This is a genomic window from Buttiauxella sp. AC038, assembly GCF_979253565.1.
The window spans coordinates 3386785-3404436 of the sequence record NZ_CEEDCQ010000001.1 but is presented as its reverse complement, the minus strand read 5'-3'; the positions used below and the strand labels follow the sequence as shown (position 1 = coordinate 3404436).

The 17652-nt window shown below is 50.2% G+C and carries 12 protein-coding genes and 2 pseudogenes; 13 read left to right on the top strand and 1 reads right to left on the bottom strand.

The genetic code is table 11. The annotated features are described in order from the left end of the window. Positions 1–31 precede the first annotated feature (31 nt). The 6 genes and pseudogenes from msbA to AC0IXI_RS16280 all read left to right on the top strand — a co-directional run bounded on the left by msbA (position 32) and on the right by AC0IXI_RS16280 (position 6052). The gene (gene msbA, locus AC0IXI_RS16305; RefSeq protein WP_064517525.1) at positions 32–1780 is read left to right on the top strand and encodes a lipid A ABC transporter ATP-binding protein/permease MsbA; all 1749 of its coding nucleotides are present in this window, start codon (positions 32–34) and stop codon (positions 1778–1780) included. Then, a pseudogene (gene lpxK / locus AC0IXI_RS16300) lies at positions 1777–2759 on the top strand (tetraacyldisaccharide 4'-kinase). Before msbA ends, lpxK begins: the two are co-directional and overlap by 4 nt. Before the next feature lie 50 nt (positions 2760–2809). Further along, positions 2810–4045 (top strand): winged helix-turn-helix domain-containing protein, encoded by a 1236-nt coding sequence (locus AC0IXI_RS16295; RefSeq protein WP_422568856.1) that lies wholly within the window; start codon positions 2810–2812, stop codon positions 4043–4045. Between the two features lie 46 nt (positions 4046–4091). After that, positions 4092–4274 carry a protein YcaR gene (gene ycaR / locus AC0IXI_RS16290; protein ID WP_034456356.1) on the top strand — a complete coding sequence of 61 codons (183 nt, stop codon included), beginning with the start codon at positions 4092–4094 and terminating at the stop codon, positions 4272–4274. Next, positions 4271–5017, top strand: a complete 747-nt coding sequence (kdsB, locus tag AC0IXI_RS16285) for a 3-deoxy-manno-octulosonate cytidylyltransferase (protein ID WP_064517535.1) — start codon at positions 4271–4273, stop codon at positions 5015–5017. The genes ycaR and kdsB overlap by 4 nt, the downstream gene beginning before the upstream one ends. 141 nt (positions 5018–5158) lie before the next feature. Then, positions 5159–6052 (top strand): YcbJ family phosphotransferase, encoded by an 894-nt coding sequence (locus tag AC0IXI_RS16280; RefSeq protein WP_424222498.1) that lies wholly within the window; start codon positions 5159–5161, stop codon positions 6050–6052. On the opposite strand, the gene elyC is transcribed toward AC0IXI_RS16280, so the two are convergent. After that, complete coding sequence (elyC, locus tag AC0IXI_RS16275) at positions 6032–6808, bottom strand: envelope biogenesis factor ElyC (protein ID WP_424222499.1); 777 nt, start codon at positions 6806–6808, stop codon at positions 6032–6034. The genes AC0IXI_RS16280 and elyC overlap by 21 nt on opposite strands. 134 nt (positions 6809–6942) lie before the next feature. Between elyC and cmoM the strand changes: the two genes are divergently transcribed. From cmoM to AC0IXI_RS16240, 7 genes and pseudogenes are all read left to right on the top strand, one after another. Further along, the gene (cmoM, locus tag AC0IXI_RS16270; RefSeq protein ID WP_064517542.1) at positions 6943–7731 is read left to right on the top strand and encodes a tRNA uridine 5-oxyacetic acid(34) methyltransferase CmoM; all 789 of its coding nucleotides are present in this window, start codon (positions 6943–6945) and stop codon (positions 7729–7731) included. Then, a complete protein-coding gene (gene mukF / locus AC0IXI_RS16265; RefSeq protein WP_064517543.1) occupies positions 7724–9046 on the top strand; it encodes a chromosome partition protein MukF in 1323 nt (440 codons plus the stop codon). Before cmoM ends, mukF begins: the two co-directional genes overlap by 8 nt. Further along, a complete protein-coding gene (mukE, locus tag AC0IXI_RS16260; protein WP_064517544.1) occupies positions 9027–9743 on the top strand; it encodes a chromosome partition protein MukE in 717 nt (238 codons plus the stop codon). Before mukF ends, mukE begins: the two co-directional genes overlap by 20 nt. Continuing rightward, a complete protein-coding gene (mukB, locus tag AC0IXI_RS16255; RefSeq protein WP_471682783.1) occupies positions 9740–14188 on the top strand; it encodes a chromosome partition protein MukB in 4449 nt (1482 codons plus the stop codon). The genes mukE and mukB overlap by 4 nt, the downstream gene beginning before the upstream one ends. Before the next feature lie 163 nt (positions 14189–14351). Further along, a pseudogene (gene ldtD, locus AC0IXI_RS16250) lies at positions 14352–16232 on the top strand (L,D-transpeptidase). A gap of 182 nt (positions 16233–16414) precedes the next feature. Next, entirely contained in the window at positions 16415–16963 is a 549-nt protein-coding gene (gene mepK / locus AC0IXI_RS16245) for a peptidoglycan L,D-endopeptidase MepK (RefSeq protein WP_064517688.1), read from the top strand. Positions 16964–17003: 40 nt separating this feature from the next. Continuing rightward, positions 17004–17651: an MBL fold metallo-hydrolase gene (locus AC0IXI_RS16240; RefSeq protein ID WP_064517553.1), complete on the top strand. Its 648-nt coding sequence runs from the start codon at positions 17004–17006 to the stop codon at positions 17649–17651. Position 17652: the final 1 nt, after the last annotated feature.

The following is a 17652-nucleotide window of genomic DNA, read 5'->3' as shown; positions in this document are numbered from 1 at the left end:
CGGCTATTTCATCAAATGCTGGTTCGACTTAATGCAGAACGATAAAGATCTCTCCACATTGCAGACCTTCCGCCGTCTATGGCCGATGATTGCGCCTTTTAAAGCTGGTCTGATCGTGGCTGGGATTGCGTTAATCCTCAACGCAGCCAGCGATACGTTTATGTTATCGCTGCTCAAACCGTTACTGGATGATGGTTTTGGTAAAACGGATAAATCCGTTTTGTTATGGATGCCACTGGTTGTCATCGGGCTTATGGTGATGCGCGGTATCACAAGCTATGTCTCAAGCTACTGCATTTCCTGGGTTTCAGGGCAGGTAGTAATGAATATGCGTCGTCGCTTGTTCAGCCATATGATGGGAATGCCAGTTTCGTTCTTTGATCAACAGTCCACAGGTACACTGCTTTCCCGTATTACCTACGACTCTGAACAAGTTGCGTCATCTTCATCTAGCGCATTGATAACAGTTGTACGTGAAGGCGCCTCCATCATTGGCCTATTCGTGCTGATGTTCTGGTATAGCTGGCAGCTTTCGCTGATCCTGATAGTCCTTGCGCCTATCGTTTCCTTTGCTATTCGCATGGTCTCCAAACGTTTCCGTAACATCAGCAAAAATATGCAAAACACGATGGGGCAGGTAACGACCAGTGCAGAGCAGATGCTGAAAGGCCACAAAGAAGTATTGATTTTTGGCGGTCAGGAAGTGGAAACCGAGCGTTTCAACAAAGTCAGTAACCGTATGCGTCGCCAGGGAATGAAACTGGTATCTGCTTCGTCTATTTCTGACCCGATTATTCAGCTGATTGCATCTCTGGCGCTGGCGTTCGTGATTTATGCGGCAAGCTTCCCAAGTGTCATGGAAACGCTGACAGCGGGTACTATCACCGTTGTGTTCTCTTCTATGATTGCCCTGATGCGCCCACTGAAATCGCTGACTAACGTCAACGCCCAGTTCCAGCGCGGTATGGCGGCATGCCAGACTCTGTTCTCAATTCTCGATTCCGAGCAAGAGAAAGACGAAGGAACTCGCGTCATTGAACGTGCGAAAGGTGATGTTGCATTCCGTGACGTGACCTTTACCTATCCTGGTCGTGAAATACCTGCTCTGCGTAAAATCGACCTGACCATTCCAGCTGGTAAAACAGTGGCACTGGTGGGGCGTTCCGGCTCAGGTAAATCAACCATCGCCAGCCTGATGACGCGTTTTTACGATATTCAGGAAGGTAGCATTACCATTGATGGCGTAGATATTCGTGAATACACCTTATCTTCTTTGCGTAACCAGGTTGCTCTGGTTTCACAAAACGTCCATTTGTTTAATGACACGATTGCCAACAACATTGCTTACGCACGTACTGAACAGTATAGCCGTAGCGATATCGAGAATGCCGCGCGCATGGCCTACGCCATGGACTTCATCAATAAAATGGAAAATGGCCTTGATACTGTCATTGGTGAAAATGGCGTGTTGCTTTCAGGTGGTCAGCGTCAGCGCATCGCTATTGCCCGCGCATTGTTGCGTGATAGCCCAATCCTGATTCTGGATGAAGCGACCTCTGCGCTGGATACTGAATCAGAACGTGCTATTCAGGCGGCACTTGATGAACTCCAGAAAAACCGTACTTCGCTGGTAATTGCTCACCGCTTATCAACCATTGAACAGGCGGATGAAATCGTGGTTGTTGAAGATGGCCGTATCGTGGAACGTGGCCCACACGCAGAACTGATTGAGCATCGCGGTGTTTACGCGCAATTGCACAGGATGCAATTCGGCCAATGATAGAGCGCATTTGGTCGGGGAAATCTCCTATCTACCTTTTGCTCTTACCGCTCTCCTGGCTTTATGGCCTGGTGAGCGGTGCTATTCGTCTTAGTTATCGATTAGGTTTTAAAAAACCTGGTGTGCGCCGGTACCTGTGGTGGTCGTGGGTAACCTGACTGCCGGAGGTAACGGTAAAACGCCGGTTGTTATCTGGCTTGTTGAACAGCTACAGGAGCGCGGAGTTCGCGTTGGTGTTGTTTCTCGCGGTTATGGCGGTAAATCTGAGCATTATCCGTTGTTACTTGACCAGAACACGGCGACGTTGCAGGCAGGCGATGAACCCGTCCTTATTTATCAACGCACTGGTGCTGCTGTAGCGGTTGCGCCCTGTCGAAGTGATGCTGTGCAAATGCTGGTGGAGAAAGTACAACCGCAGCTGATTATCACCGACGATGGTTTGCAGCATTACGCCCTCGGGCGTGATAAAGAAATTGTGGTTGTTGATGGTGTCAGGCGGTTCGGTAACGGTTGGTGGCTTCCTGCCGGTCCAATGCGTGAGAGAACGGGGCGCCTTGCTTCTGTCGATGCAATTATCACCAATGGTGGCAATGCTCAGACTGGTGAAATAGCCATGACGCTGCGCCCGGGCGATGCGGTTAATTTGCTTACTGGTGAGCACCGACCTGTACACACACTGGAAAACGTGGTCGCGATGGCAGGAATTGGCCATCCGCCTCGTTTTTTTGCTACTTTGCAGCAATGTGGCGTGACTCCAGTTAATACGGTTAGCCTCGCAGACCATCAGGCTCTGAGTGAAAGTGATGTAGTTAAATTAGTCCAGCCGGGGCAAACCTTACTGATGACTGAAAAAGATGCAGTTAAATGCCGTGTTTTCGTTACAGGGCACGATAACTGGTGGTATTTGCCGGTCGACGCACATCTTGCACAACCCCAGGCCGACGAATTATTGCAGTCATTATTGGCGCTGGTGCGATAAGTCTACGTTACTGCATCAGCATTTGAGTTTGCTGACGACAGGTATCTTCCATGTCTGTACCGCAACTGACTTTACGTGCCGCACGTCATCTGCACCTTGCGGCACAAGGCTTATTAGTAAAGCCTCGTCGCCGTGCTAAACCCGCCGATGTTGTTGCCACTATTTCCCGCATGTCCCTTCTGCAAATTGATACCATCAATATTGTTGCGCGCAGCCCTTACCTGGTGCTGTTCAGCCGATTAGGCAGTTACCCACAAACCTGGCTTGATGATGCGCTGGTGAATGGTTATTTGATGGAGTATTGGGCGCATGAAGCCTGTTTTTTACCGAGAAAAGATTTTTCGCTGATACGCCACCGCATGCTCAATCCCGAAAAAATGGGCTGGAAATACCGCGCGGAATGGATGGTGGTGCACGCCAATGAGATCGAGAAACTCTTAACACACATCGAGATCAATGGCCCGGTGCGCTCCGCTGATTTTGAGCACCCTCGCAAAGGTGCCAGCGGCTGGTGGGAATGGAAACCACATAAAAAGCATCTTGAAGGCCTATTTACCGCAGGGAAAGTGATGGTGGTCGAGCGCCGCAATTTCCAGCGTGTATACGATCTTACCTCACGGGTGATGCCGCACTGGAATGACGATTTGCACCTCATACAGCAAGCCGATGCCGAACAGCAAATGCTGGAAAACAGCGCGCGCAGCCTTGGCATTTTTCGTACTGAATGGCTGGCTGATTATTATCGCCTGAAGCATGTCTCAATCAAGCCACTGCTAGCTCAATGGCAGGTAAAGGGCATCGTCATTCCCGTTGATGTCGAGGGAATTGGCGAAATGTGGTTGCACCGCGATCTATGGCCTTTGCTGGAAAAAGCTGAGAAAAATACCCTGCGTGCCACTCATAGTGCGGTGCTATCGCCGTTCGATCCTGTCGTCTGGGACCGTAAGCGTGCCGAAGTGTTGTTTAACTTCTCTTATCGCCTCGAATGTTATACCCCGGCGATTAAGCGCAAGTTCGGATATTTTGTCCTGCCGCTGTTACATCAAGGCGCGTTGGTGGGAAGAATGGACGCCAAAATGCATCGCAAGAGTGACGAGCTGGAAATTATCAGTCTCTATCTTGAAGAAGGTATTAAGCCTGAGCAATCATTGATTAACGGCTTACACAAGGCACTAAACGATTTTGCTCATTGGCAGGGTGCAACCTTGATTCGCCTCGGGAATATTCCCGCCACGTTAGCGGCATCCTGGGGTGAAGGCTGGGAAATTAGCCCGGAGAGCGAGTAAGTTATGTTATTCTGCTGCCTTTGATGGCAGCCATTCTGGAGTAACCATGGATCATCGATTACTTGAAATCATTGCTTGTCCGGTTTGTAACGGCAAGCTCTACTTTAATCAGGAAAAGCAGGAGCTTATCTGCAAACCTGATCATCTGGCGTTTCCACTGCGCGATGGTATTCCAGTGCTGCTGGAGACTGAAGCTCGAGTTCTGACCTCTGACGAGAAAAATCCATGAGTTTTGTGGCCATAATTCCTGCTCGCTACGCTTCTACACGCTTGCCGGGCAAACCGCTAAAAGATATCAATGGCAAACCGATGGTCGTTCACGTTATGGAACGTGCTCGCGAATCGGGTGCTGAACGTATCATTGTGGCAACCGATCATGAGGATGTTGCTCGTGCAGTGGAAGCCGCGGGCGGCGAAGTTTGTATGACTCGCGCTGATCATCAGTCCGGCACCGAGCGTCTTGCTGAAGTCATTGAAAAATGCGGTTTTAGCGATGACACCGTGATTGTGAATGTGCAGGGCGATGAGCCAATGATCCCACCGGCGATCATTAGCCAGGTTGCCAGCAATCTTGCGAACAGTCAGGCGGGTATGGCAACGCTTGCTGTGCCAATCGACTCCGCTGAAGAAGCGTTTAACCCGAATGCAGTAAAAGTGGTGATGGATGCGCAGGGTTACGCGCTCTATTTCTCTCGTGCGACCATTCCATGGGACAGAGACCGCTTTGCACAATCGCGTGAACAGATCGGTGATTCCCTTTTACGTCACATCGGTATCTACGGCTATCGCGCAGGTTTCATCCGCCGCTACGTGACCTGGGAGCCAAGCCAGCTTGAGCAAATCGAAATGCTCGAACAGTTACGCGTACTGTGGAATGGTGAAAAAATCCATGTTGCGGTTGCGAAAGAAGTCCCGAGTATTGGTGTTGATACGCCAGAAGATTTAGAACGTGTACGACAAGCGATGATTTAATCTGCAGGTATCAATGCTTAGAAAAAAACCGGTGCTGAGCGCCGGTTTTTTATTATCTGAAGGCATATTGATCTGAGGTGATGACAACTTTCGTGCGCAGGCTCATTATAAAACCACCAGTGTTGTCAGGGGTAATGAGTCATGGAGTTGCTACGCAAGGAATTGAGTCATCTGCTGGGTGAAAAACTAAGCCGGATTGAATGTATCAATGAACAGCCAAATAGCACCTTGTGGTCGCTGTATGACAGTGACGGCAATGCGATGTCATTGCTGGCTAAAAGTTTTAGTACTCCGGGGCTCGCAGCTCAGCTAGCCTGGAAAATATCCATGCTAGCGCGTTCCGGAACGATTCGCATGCCTGTGGTTTATGGCGTGGTGACTCATGACGAGACGCCGGGGCCAGATGTGCTGTTAATGGAGCGCCTACGAGGTGTTCCTGTTGAAGCGCCAACTCGCACCCCCGATCGTTGGGATCATCTAAAAGATCAAATTGTTGAAGGGCTTCTCGCCTGGCATCGCGTCGATAGCCGTGGATGTGTCGGCAACGTCGACAACACACAAGAAAATATCTGGCCATCATGGTATCGGCAGCATGTTGAAACATTGTGGGCAACCATCAATCAATACCCCAATAATGGCCTGACGATGCAAGACAGGCGCATTTTATTCCGCACCCGCGAGTGTTTGCCGCGTTTATTCGAAGACTTTAACGACAACTGTGTACTGGTGCATGGCAACTTTACGCTTAGCAGTATGTTAAAAGATGGGCGTAGCGATCAGCTTCTGGCGATGGTCAATCCTGGAACCATGCTTTGGGCGCCGCGTGAATATGAAATATTTCGTTTGTTTGAGCCCGGCCAGTCAGAAAGCCTGCTGTGGCATTATTTACAACGAGCTCCGGTTGCGGAGTCATTTCTGTGGCGACGTTGGTTGTATATTCTGTGGGATGGCGTAGCACAATTACTACAGACGGGCCGACTTAATCGACCCGCCTTCGATGTGGCTGCGAAAAACTTACTTCCCTGGATCGCCTGACGGCCCTTTCAACCACTGCCATATGCGACCGAGGGTTTCGTAGCCAACACGGTCGCTATGCATTAACCAAATTGGCGATGGAATTATGCGCTCCCAAGGATTTAGCGGTGATTCAATTGCCAATTGGTTAGCTGGTGCAGGAATAGGGTGCAAACCGGCATTGCGGAAGAAAATCATCGCCCTTGGTAGGTGGGAAGCTGAAGTCACCAATAAGAATGGTTGCTGGCCAATCGTTTTTGCCACCGCAGCGGCTTCTTCCTCAGTATCTTTTGGTTCATCAAGGGTAATTATTTGCGAGCGCGGTACACCTAAACTTTCGGCAACTCGCGCACCCGCTTCAGCGGTACTCACCGGGTTGGTCATTGCTCTGGCGCCCGTGAAGATCATTTTCGAACCTGGATTTGCATGCCATAAGCGCACCCCTTCGGCCAGGCGAGGCAAACTATTGCTGATGAGATTGGAACTTGGTGCCCATTCTGGGTTCCATGTATAGCCGCCGCCGAGTACCACGATATAATCGACTTTTTCGCTACCACGCCACGTTGGGTAGGTATCCTCGATGGGCTTGAGCATTTTATCGGCCACCGGTTGCAGGCTAATTAGCAGTAAAACTAACCAGCTCACGCTTAATAGCGCTTTGGCGCTTTTTTGCCAACGAGTGAACCACAACAAGCAAAGCGCCACCCCCATCATCAATAATAAAAAAGGGAGAGGCAGCAGTAGCCCACCAATAAATTTTTTCAGGATAAAAAGCATGAATTATGGGTCCTTTTTAGCCATATAGTAGGCAAACGCTGGTGATATTACACCAGACGGGTTCATTCCTGGCGCAGCTGTGCCAAAATACCCACTTTCTCGTATGAACCCTTTTCCCCCATGGAGCCGTACCCGTGCGTGACCGCAATTTTGATGATATTGCTGAGAAGTTCTCACGCAACATTTACGGTACAACCAAAGGACAGCTCCGCCAAGCCATCTTATGGCAAGACCTTGATGCTTTGCTGGCAACCATGCCTGAAAAAATCCGCGTTTTGGATGCGGGTGGCGGCGAAGGGCAAACGGCGTGTGGTCTTGCGCAGCGGGGCCACGAAGTTCTGCTTTGTGATGTTTCCGCTGAGATGATTTCCCGGGCTCAGGCTCAGGCCGAAGAGAAAGGTGTGAGCGACAACATGCATTTCGTACATTCCTCCGCTCAGGATATTGGCCAACATTTGGAAAAACCGGTTGATCTGATATTGTTTCACGCGGTGCTGGAATGGGTCGTAGATCCGCAAGCCGTACTCAAAACATTATGGGATTGCCTTGCACCCGGCGGTGCATTATCTCTGATGTTCTACAATGCTAACGGCTTGCTGATGCGGAACATGTTTGTCGGCAACTTTGAATATGTTCTTCAGGGTATGAAAAAGAACAAACGGAAAACGCTTTCGCCTGACAATCCGCTACAGCCAGAACAGGTCTATCACTGGCTGGAGCAAATTGGCTGGCAGATTACCGGTAAAACCGGTGTGCGAGTATTCCACGATTACTTGCGTGATAAGCATAAACAACACGATGGTTTTGAGAATTTGCTTGAACTGGAAACGCGTTATTGCCGCCAGGAACCTTTTGTTAGCCTCGGCCGCTATATCCACGTGACAGCAATCAAGCCGCTTGAGCCAAGGAAAAATTATGAGTGATGTTTCCCAGACAGTGCCGGAGCTGGTTGCCTGGGCCAGGAAAAATGACTACTCGATTTCGCTACCCACAGAGCGTCTGACGTTTCTGTTGGCGATCGCGACCCTAAACGGTGAGCGGCTAGACGGCGAAATGAGTGAAGGCGAGCTGATTGACGCTTTCCGTTACGTGAGCGAAGGCTTTGATCAAACCAGCGAAACAATTAACGTTCGTGCCAACAACGCCATCAATGACATGGTGCGCCAGCGTTTGATCAACCGTTTCGTCAGTGAAATCAATGAAGGCAATGCCATTTATCGCCTGACGCCCCTCGGTATTGGCATTACCGATTACTACATCCGCCAGCGTGAGTTTTCAACGCTGCGTTTATCTATGCAATTGTCGATAGTTGCAGGCGAATTGAAACGTGCAGCCGACTCAGCAGATGAAGGTGGTGACGAATTCCACTGGCATCGAAACGTGTTCGCGCCATTGAAATATTCCGTCGCCGAGATTTTTGACAGCATCGATCTCACACAGCGCATCATGGATGAACACCAGCAACAGGTTAAAGATGATATCGCGCAACTGCTGAATAAAGACTGGCGTGCGGCCATCTCCAGCTGTGAAATGCTGCTTTCCGAAACATCGGGTACGTTACGTGAGTTGCAGGACACCCTGGAAGCTGCGGGCGATAAATTGCAGGCAAATTTATTGCGTATTCAAGATTCAATTCTGGGCCGCGACGATCTGCACTTTGTTGACCGTCTGGTGTTTGATCTGCAAAGCAAACTCGACCGCATCGTCAGTTGGGGCCAGCAGGCTATCGACCTGTGGATTGGTTATGACCGCCATGTTCATAAATTCATTCGTACCGCCATCGATATGGATAAAAACCGCGTCTTTGCGCAACGCCTGCGTGTGTCGGTTCAAAACTATTTCGATGCGCCATGGGCTCTGACCTACGCTAACGCCGATCGTCTGCTGGATATGCGCGATGAAGAAATGACGTTGCGTGACGATGAAGTTATGGGCGAACTGCCAAGCGATCTGGAATTTGAAGAGTTCAATGAAATCCGTGAACAACTCGCCGCAATGATCGAGGCTGCACTTCAGGTCTACAAAACCAGACAAGTGCCACTAGATTTGGGCGTTGTCATGCGGGACTATCTGGCGCAATACCCACGCGCACGCCATTTTGATGTGGCGAGAATCGTAGTCGACCAGGCAGTACGTCTGGGTGTGGCTGAAGCAGACTTTACTGGCTTGCCGCCACAGTGGCAGGCAATTAACGATTACGGAGCCAAGGTACAGGCGCATGTCATCAACAAATATTGAAAAAGTGATGCCAGTAAAACTGGCACAGGCGTTGGCCAATCCGTTATTTCCAGCACTCGATAGCCAACTGCGCGCAGGTCGCCATGTTGGGCTCGATGAACTGGATAATCATGCTTATTTGATGGACTTCCAGGATGAACTGGAAGAGTTCTATACCCGTTATAACGTGGAGTTGATTCGCGCGCCGGAAGGTTTCTTCTATTTGCGTCCGCGCTCCACCACATTGATCCCGCGCTCAGTGCTATCTGAGCTGGACATGATGGTGGGTAAGATTCTCTGTTACCTCTATTTGAGTCCGGAACGTCTGGCGAACGAAGGTATTTTTACGCAGGCTGAGTTGTACGATGAGCTGCTGACGCTTGCGGATGAAAACAAGCTGCTTAAGCTTGTGAATAACCGTTCTACTGGCTCAGATCTTGACCGTCAAAAGCTGCAAGAAAAAGTCCGTGCCTCATTAACGCGTTTACGCCGTCTTGGTATGATCTGGTTTATGGGCCATGACAGCAGCAAATTCCGCATTACCGAATCAGTATTCCGCTTTGGTGCCGATGTACGTGCTGGCGACGATGCGCGTGAAGCGCAACTCCGCATGATCCGTGATGGTGAAGCGATGCCGGTAGAGACTCGTTTGCAACTCAATGATGAAACTGAAGAGTCGCAATTGGCTTCAGATAACGCGGAGGATGAACAGGAATGATTGAACGCGGTAAGTTTCGCTCACTAACGCTGATTAACTGGAACGGTTTCTTCGCGCGTACTTTTGATTTAGATGAACTGGTGACCACGCTTTCTGGCGGTAATGGTGCCGGTAAATCCACTACTATGGCGGCGTTTGTAACTGCGCTAATCCCGGACTTAACACTGTTGCACTTCCGTAACACCACCGAAGCGGGGGCTACATCAGGTTCACGTGATAAAGGTCTGCACGGCAAGTTAAAAGCGGGTGTCTGCTACTCCTTGCTCGATGTGGTCAACTCACGTAATCAGCGTGTTGTGGTCGGTGTGCGTCTGCAACAAGTGGCTGGCCGCGACCGTAAAGTCGATATTAAGCCGTTTGCGATTCAAGGTTTACCGTCCTCTATTCAGCCGACTCAGTTGCTGACGGAAACGCTAAACGAACGTCAGGCTCGCGTTCTGAGTCTGCAAGAACTGAAAGATAAAGTGGAAGCCATCGAAGGCGTTCAATTTAAACAGTTCAACTCGATTACTGATTACCACTCGCTGATGTTCGATTTGGGTATTGTCGCGCGTCGTCTGCGCAGCGCCTCGGACCGTAGCAAGTACTATCGCCTGATTGAAGCCTCGCTGTATGGCGGGATTTCCAGTGCCATTACTCGTTCACTGCGCGACTACCTGTTGCCAGAAAACGGCGGTGTGCGTAAAGCCTTCCAGGATATGGAAGCGGCTTTGCGTGAAAACCGTATGACGCTTGAAGCGATTCGCGTCACCCAGTCTGACCGTGACCTGTTTAAGCATTTGATTTCTGAAGCCACCAACTATGTGGCTGCGGACTACATGCGTCATGCCAACGAACGCCGCATTCATTTAGATAAGGCGCTCGAATTCCGCCGTGAATTGTTGACCAGCCGTAAGCAACTGGCTGCTGAACAATACAAACATGTCGAGATGGCGCGTGAGCTTGCTGAACACAGCGGCTCGGAAGGGGATCTGGAAACAGATTACCAGGCGGCCAGTGACCACCTGAATCTGGTGCAAACGGCGATTCGCCAGCAGGAAAAAATCGAGCGTTACGAAGCTGATCTCGATGAACTGCAGATGCGCCTCGAAGAACAAAATGAAATTGTTGCCGAAGCCTCAGAGCAGCAAGAAGAGAACGAAGCCCGCGCGGAAGCTGCCGAGCTGGAAGTCGACGAGCTGAAAAACCAACTGGCCGATTACCAGCAAGCACTTGATGTGCAGCAGACGCGTGCTATTCAATACCAGCAAGCATTGCAAGCACTTGAACGCGCGCGTGCGCTTTGTCACTTGCCAGATTTGACTGCTGAAAGTGCGGAAGAGTGGCTGGAAACATTCCAGGCGAAAGAGCAGGAAACAACCGAAAAACTTCTAACACTTGAGCAGAAAATGAGTGTGGCACAAACGGCGCATAGCCAGTTTGAGCATGCTTATCAGCTAGTCACTGCTATTAATGGCCCAGTGAGCCGTAGTGAAGCCTGGAATGTTGCGCGTGAATTACTACGTGACAGCAATAACCAGCGTCACCTGATGGAACAAGTTCAGCCGCTCAGAGCGCGCCTTAATGAACTTGAACAACGCCTGCGCGAACAGCAAGAAGCCGAACGCATGTTTGCTGAGTTCTGCAAGCGTCAGGGCAAACACTTCGATCCTGAAGATTTGGAAGTGTTGCACGAAGAACTTTCTGAACGCATCGAGACATTACAGCAACGCGTTTCTGACGCCAGCGACCAGCGTGCCAACTTGCGTCAGGAACAAGAGCAGATTCAGTCTCGTATTAAACGCCTCCAAAGCCGCGCGCCAATCTGGCTTGCGGCACAAACCAGCCTCACACAGTTGTGCGAGCAGAGCCATGAGCAGTTTGAAAGTAGCCAGCAAGTTACTGAATACATGCAGCAACTGCTTGAGCGTGAGCGTGAAGTTACGGTTGAGCGTGATGAAGTTGGTGCGCGTAAACGTGCTATCGACGATGAAATTGAACGTCTTAGCCAACCTGGTGGCGCTGAAGATCCACGTTTAAATGCCTTGGCTGAACGCTTTGGCGGCGTGTTGTTGTCAGAGATTTATGACGACATTAGCATCGATGACGCACCGTACTTCTCTGCGTTGTATGGCCCATCGCGTCACGCAATCGTGGTGCCAGATTTGTCACTGGTTCGCGATCAACTGGATAATCTCGAAGATTGCCCGGAAGACCTGTATCTGATTGAAGGGGACCCATCTTCATTCGATGACAGCGTGTTTACCGTTGAAGAGCTTAATGCTGCTGTTCTGGTAAAAACTGCCGAGCGCCAGTGGCGTTATTCTCGTTTGCCAGTGTTGCCTCTGTTTGGCCGTGCAGCACGTGAGAATCGCCTTGAAAACCTCCATGCCGAGCGTGAAACCCTGGCGGAACGTTTCGCGACTTTGTCGTTTGATGTTCAGAAATCTCAGCGTTTACACCAGTCATTTAGCCGCTTTATTGGGCAACATTTGGGTGTGGCATTTGATGATGATCCAGAAGTGGAAATTCGTCAGCTCAACACTCGTCGTGGTGAAGTTGAACGCGCTATCAACAACCACGAAAATGACAATCAGCAACAGCGTCAGCAATTTGAACAGGCTAAAGAAGGGGTTGATCAACTTAACCGTCTGTTGCCTCGTATCAGTTTGCTCAATGACGAAACTCTGGCCGATCGCTGTGACGAAATTCGTGAACGTCTGGATGAAGCAGATGAAGCCGCGCGTTTCCTCCATCAGTTCGGTAATCAGTTGGTTAAACTCGAAGCTGTGGCTTCGGTATTGCAAAGTGACCCTGAGCAGTTCGAACAGCTAAAAGAAGATTATCAGTACGCGCAACAAGTTCAGCGCGATGCGCGCCAGCAGGCGTTCGCATTGACCGAAGTGGTGCAGCGTCGTGCGCACTTTGGTTACTCTGACTCAGCCGCTATGCTCGATGGCAATAGCGATTTGAATGAAAAACTGCGTAACCGCCTTGAGCATGCTGAAGCTGAGCGTACCCGTTCGCGTGAGGCACTGCGTAGCCATGCACAGCAACTGAGTCAGTTCAGCCAGTTAATGGCGTCGTTGAAAAGCTCCTTTGACACCAAAAAAGAGCTGTTAACCGACCTGCATAAAGAGCTGCAGGATATCGGCGTTCGTGCGGATATCGGGGCAGAAGAACGTGCACGCGCCCGCCGAGATGAACTGCACACGGCGTTGAGCAATAACCGTTCACGCCGTAATCAGCTCGAAAAAGCGCTGACCATGTGTGAAGCGGAAATGAGCAACCTGACCCGCAAGCTCAAGCAACTTGAGCGCAGCTATTTCGAAATGCGTGAGCAAGTTGTCACCGCGAAAGCAGGCTGGTGTGCCGTGATGCGCATGGTGAAAGAAAATGGCGTAGAGCGTCGTTTGCATCGCCGCGAGTTGGCCTATGTCACCGGCGACGAGCTTCGTTCAATCTCGGATAAAGCGTTGGGTGCTTTGCGCCTTGCTGTTGCGGATAACGAACATCTGCGCGATGTGCTTCGTATGTCAGAAGATCCAAAACGACCTGAGCGCAAAATTCAGTTCTTTGTCGCGGTTTATCAGCATCTGCGCGAACGTATTCGTCAGGATATTATCCGTACCGATGATCCTGTCGAAGCTATCGAGCAGATGGAAATTGAGCTGAGCCGTCTGACGGAAGAATTGACCTCTCGTGAGCAAAAACTGGCAATCAGTTCGCGCAGTGCGGCGAACATCATTCGCAAGACGATTCAGCGCGAGCAGAACCGCATCCGTATGCTTAACCAAGGGTTGCAAAGCGTCTCCTTTGGCCAGGTAAACAGCGTGCGTTTAAATGTGAACGTGCGTGAAACGCATGCAACATTACTGGATGTACTGTCAGAACAGCATGAGCAACATCAGGATCTGTTTAACAGCAACCGTCTGACCTTCTCGGAAGCATTAGCGAAACTGTATCAACGCCTGAATCCGCAAATTGATATGGGCCAGCGGACGCCACAAACTATTGGTGAAGAGCTGCTCGATTATCGCAATTACCTGGAAATGGAAGTTGAAGTAAACCGTGGTTCAGATGGCTGGTTGCGTGCGGAAAGTGGCGCATTGTCGACCGGTGAAGCTATCGGTACCGGTATGTCTATACTGGTAATGGTTGTTCAGAGTTGGGAAGAAGAGTCGCGCCGACTGCGTGGTAAAGATATCTCCCCATGCCGTTTACTGTTCCTCGATGAGGCGGCACGACTGGATGCGAAGTCAATTGCTACGTTGTTTGAGCTGTGTGAGCGACTTGAAATGCAACTGATCATTGCAGCGCCAGAGAACATCAGCCCGGAAAAAGGCACCACCTACAAGTTGGTACGTAAGGTTGTTCAGAATCATGAACACGTCCATGTTGTAGGACTCAGGGGCTTTGCACCACCGCTTCCCGAGCCGGTTGCCGGCACAATAGAGGCATCATAAAAATCGCGGGCTACGGCCCGCGTTTTCTTTTCTCAGAATTCTTAATCTTTAATTTTATTTACATTTATACGGGCAAATAATATTCGCTGTTTATATACTGATTATTAAAACCCAGCGACAAAAGCTGGGTGATGTAAAAACAGGTATAAACAGGGGGCAAGGGATGTTGCTAACAAAATTGCACGGTTTTAAGCTGTCAGCGCTCGGTTACGGGCTGGCACTGAGTTTCGCTCCACTGTTTATGGCGCAGGCCGATGAGCCAGCGGTCGTTCCTTCTGACAGCTCTGCTGTGAGCATTGAACCTACCAGCTCGCCAGACCAACCAATACCGCAATCTGCTGCTACCGCTACCATGGTGGGAGTGTTGCCGCTAAATTCTACCGGCATGTCTGCCGCACAAAGCCGTTCTCAGCTCGTGGCGCATTTACCTGCGGGCTACACCCCGGTTTATCTAAATGCGTTGTCTGCATTTTACGCTGCCCGCGAGATGAAACCGATGTGGGAGAATCGCGATGCCGTGAAGGCCTTCCAGCAGCAACTTGCCGAAGTTGCCATTTCTGGCATCCAACCACAGTTTACTACTTGGGTAGAACTGCTTACCGATCCGTCTGTCACGGGGTTATCGCGCGATATTGTATTGTCTGATGCGATGATGGGTTATTTGCAATTTGTTTAAGGCATTCCGACGGAAGGCAATCGCTGGTTGTACAGCGCTAAGCCTTACAAGCTGCAAACTCCGCCTATCTCGGTAATTAACCAATGGCAAGTGGCGGTAGATCAAGGGACGCTAGTCAGTTTTGTTGAAACGCTAGCCCCTCAGCATCCGCAATACGCCAAGCTGCACCAGTCGTTGGTGCACTTACTCACTGACTCGCGCCCATGGCCTCAATTGACCAGCGCTGAAACTCTGCGTCCCGGCCAGTGGAGCAATGATGTTCCAGCGCTACGGGAAATACTCGCGCGTACCGGCATGTTGCAGGCCGAACCTTCGATTCCCCTTCCTGATCGCGACAGTGCTTCTAAGAATGCGGTTGCCGTTAGCCCGTCAGCTATTCAGATAGACGGCGAGCAAACCGCGCAACAGACGCCAGATGCAGTGGCTGGGAAGAAAAAGAAATCAACTCCAGCGGTACGAAGTGCCTACAGCAAAGAGCTGGTTGAAGGTGTAAAACGTTTCCAGAAGTGGCAAGGCTTGGGTGTTGATGGCTCAATCGGGCAATTAACACGCGACTGGCTGAACGTCACACCGCAACAACGTGCGTCGCTGGTGGCGTTAAATATTCAACGTTTGCGCTTACTTCCGAAGAAACTCGACACTGGCATTATGGTCAATATTCCTAACTACTCGTTGAGCTATTACCTTAACGGTAGTGAAGTATTGGCTTCGCGGGTGATTGTTGGGCGACCTGATCGCAAAACGCCAATGATGAGCAGTGCGCTTAATAATGTGGTCGTTAACCCGCCGTGGAATGTTCCACCAACACTTGCACGCAACGATATTTTGCCAAAAGTTCGCCAGGACCCAGGCTATCTCGACCGTCATGGTTACAGTGTGCTTCGCGGTTGGAGTAATAATGCAGAAGCAATCGACCCATGGCATGTTGATTGGGAAACGATTACTGCCAGCAACTTGCCTTTCCGCTTCCAGCAAAAACCTGGGGTACAGAACTCGTTAGGGCGTTACAAGTTTAATATGCCGAGTTCTGACGCTATCTATTTGCATGACACGCCAAACCACACCTTGTTCCAGAAAGATGCGCGAGCGTTGAGTTCAGGTTGTGTACGAGTCAACAAAGCCTCTGAGCTGGCAAGCATGTTGTTGCAAGACGCAGGATGGAACGATGCCCGGATTTCAAGTCAACTGAAAGATGGCAATACTAAATACGTGAATATTCGTCAAACCATCCCGGTGAGTCTCTATTACCTGACTGCTTTTGTTGGTGACGACGGACGCACACAGTTCCGTACAGATATTTACAATTATGATCTCACCGCGCGATCAGGCGCACAAATCCTTTCAAAAGCTGAACTATTAATACGCTAAATGCAGTAATTCTAATGAATTAGCGGTCGTAATAATTGCTTAGCCCTTCAGGGTCCTCTACAGGGCCCGGTTTTACTGGGTTTTGCACGCCTTGACTCGCTTTGTTTTGGCGGTTAAGGTGCCCAGCAGTGCGCCCAAAGTGCATATTATTCGATCGTTTTTTACCTGTAGACCTGGACATCATGGACAAATTTGACGCAAACCGCCGCAAGCTGCTGGCGTTGGGTGGCGTGGCTTTAGGCGCCTCGCTGTTACCAACACAAGCGTTTGCCATGCTATCAACACCGCGCCCACGCATTCTGACTCTTAATAACCTGCATACCGGGGAGTCATTGAAGGCTGAATTTTTCGATGGTAAAGGCTATATTCAGGATGAATTAGCAAGGCTTAATCATTTCTTCCGTGATTATCGCGCAAACAAAATCAAATCCATCGACCCTAAATTATTTGACCAGCTTTATCGCCTGCAAGGTTTGTTAGGAACCAACAAACCGGTGCAACTGGTATCTGGTTATCGCTCCCTGGACACGAACAATGAGTTACGTGCCCACAGCCGAGGTGTAGCTAAAAAGAGCTATCACACCAAAGGCCAGGCAATGGATTTTCATATTGAAGGGATTTCGTTAAGCAATGTTCGCAAAGCAGCATTATCTATGCGCGCTGGTGGTGTAGGATACTACCCAAGCAGCAACTTTGTGCATATTGATACCGGGCCACTAAGGAACTGGTAAAACAACGGAATCCGGCGAGCGTTGCCGGTATTGGAGCGTCATGAACTATCACATTATTCCGGTCACCGCATTCGCCCAAAACTGTTCTCTGATTTGGTGCGAAGAAACTCAGCAGGCAGCATTGGTTGATCCAGGCGGTGAAGCCGAAAAGATCAAACAGCAAGTTACTGCGAAAGGCGTGACAATTACGCAGATCCTGTTAACTCATGGCCATCTTGATCATGTTGGAGCCGCTGCTGAACTGGCTGAGCACTATGGTGTTCCTGTGGTTGGGCCGGAAAAAGAAGACGAATTCTGGTTGCAGGGTTTGCCGGCACAAAGCCAAATGTTTGGCCTCGAAGAGTGTTTGCCGCTGACGCCAGATCGCTGGCTGAACGAAGGCGACACGGTGTCGGTAGGGAATGTGTCCTTACAGGTTCTGCATTGCCCGGGCCATACACCTGGCCACGTTGTTTTCTTTGATGCTCAATCCCAGTTACTGATTTCCGGTGATGTGATTTTCAAAGGTGGAGTGGGGCGTAGCGATTTCCCGCAGGGCAATCATGCAGCACTCATCGACTCAATTAAACGTAAGTTATTGCCATTGGGCGATGATGTGACGTTTATTCCAGGTCATGGGCCATTATCGACACTCGGTTACGAACGCCTGCACAACCCCTTCTTGCAAGACGAATTACCGGTCTGGTAAA

Excerpts from the sequence above, each read along its gene's own strand:
- msbA (WP_064517525.1), top strand. The coding sequence starts at position 32 with ATGCAGAACGATAAAGATCTCTCCACATTGCAGACCTTCCGCCGTCTA.
- AC0IXI_RS16295 (WP_422568856.1), top strand. The coding sequence starts at position 2,810 with ATGTCTGTACCGCAACTGACTTTACGTGCCGCACGTCATCTGCACCTT.
- ycaR (WP_034456356.1), top strand. The coding sequence starts at position 4,092 with ATGGATCATCGATTACTTGAAATCATTGCTTGTCCGGTTTGTAACGGC.
- kdsB (WP_064517535.1), top strand. The coding sequence starts at position 4,271 with ATGAGTTTTGTGGCCATAATTCCTGCTCGCTACGCTTCTACACGCTTG.
- AC0IXI_RS16280 (WP_424222498.1), top strand. The coding sequence starts at position 5,159 with ATGGAGTTGCTACGCAAGGAATTGAGTCATCTGCTGGGTGAAAAACTA.
- elyC (WP_424222499.1), bottom strand. The coding sequence starts at position 6,808 with ATGCTTTTTATCCTGAAAAAATTTATTGGTGGGCTACTGCTGCCTCTC.
- mukF (WP_064517543.1), top strand. The coding sequence starts at position 7,724 with ATGAGTGATGTTTCCCAGACAGTGCCGGAGCTGGTTGCCTGGGCCAGG.
- mukE (WP_064517544.1), top strand. The coding sequence starts at position 9,027 with ATGTCATCAACAAATATTGAAAAAGTGATGCCAGTAAAACTGGCACAG.
- mukB (WP_471682783.1), top strand. The coding sequence starts at position 9,740 with ATGATTGAACGCGGTAAGTTTCGCTCACTAACGCTGATTAACTGGAAC.
- mepK (WP_064517688.1), top strand. The coding sequence starts at position 16,415 with ATGGACAAATTTGACGCAAACCGCCGCAAGCTGCTGGCGTTGGGTGGC.
- AC0IXI_RS16240 (WP_064517553.1), top strand. The coding sequence starts at position 17,004 with ATGAACTATCACATTATTCCGGTCACCGCATTCGCCCAAAACTGTTCT.